5 tRNA genes are annotated in these 586 nt (G+C 52.8%); all 5 read left to right on the top strand.

Going from position 1 to position 586, the window contains the following annotated elements:
• The first annotated feature begins 16 nt into the window (after positions 1 to 16).
• The 5 genes from ASF99_RS16935 to ASF99_RS16915 all read left to right on the top strand — a co-directional run bounded on the left by ASF99_RS16935 (position 17) and on the right by ASF99_RS16915 (position 520).
• Positions 17 to 87, top strand: a tRNA-Trp gene (locus ASF99_RS16935).
• A gap of 9 nt (positions 88 to 96) precedes the next feature.
• Positions 97 to 169, top strand: a tRNA-His gene (locus ASF99_RS16930).
• Between the two features lie 10 nt (positions 170 to 179).
• Positions 180 to 251 (top strand) — tRNA-Gln (locus tag ASF99_RS16925).
• A 78-nt stretch (positions 252 to 329) separates the two neighbouring features.
• Positions 330 to 403, top strand: a tRNA-Cys gene (locus ASF99_RS16920).
• A 36-nt stretch (positions 404 to 439) separates the two neighbouring features.
• Positions 440 to 520 (top strand) — tRNA-Leu (locus ASF99_RS16915).
• Positions 521 to 586: the final 66 nt, after the last annotated feature.

Here is a 586-nt window from a genome sequence, read left to right as displayed (position 1 = left end):
CCCCCCCCACCACCATAGGGGCATAGTTTAGCGGTAGAACTACGGTCTCCAAAACCGTCAGCGCGGGTTCGATTCCTGCTGCCCCTGTTTACCATGGCGATTGTGGCGAAGTGGTTAACGCACCGGATTGTGATTCCGGCATTCGTGGGTTCAATTCCCATCAGTCGCCCTCTTATTATTGGGCTGTAGCCAAGTGGTAAGGCACTGGATTTTGATTCCAGCACGCGAAGGTTCGATCCCTTCCAGCCCAGCTTTTCAANCAGTGGTAGAATACGACCTTGCCAAGGTCGGGGTCGCGGGTTCGAATCCCGTCTTCCGCTCCAATGAGTGGCGCCATAGCCAAGTGGTAAGGCAGAGGACTGCAACTCCTTTATCGTCAGTTCGATTCTGACTGGCGCCTCCAACTATTTCTCAATTAAATAGTTTTGCAAGAGATTGTGCCGGTGTGGCGGAACTGGTAGACGCGCACGACTCAAAATCGTGTTCCTTTGGAGTGTCGGTTCGATTCCGACCACCGGTATCTTGCGGGTGTAGTTTAATGGTAAAACCTCAGCCTTCCAAGCTGATGACGAGGGTTCGATTCCCT

Origin of the sequence: Exiguobacterium sp. Leaf187 (genome assembly GCF_001423925.1) — a bacterium.
GTDB classification, from domain to species: Bacteria; Bacillota; Bacilli; order Exiguobacteriales; family Exiguobacteriaceae; genus Exiguobacterium_A; species Exiguobacterium_A indicum.
This window is presented reverse-complemented; position numbering and strand designations above follow the sequence as displayed.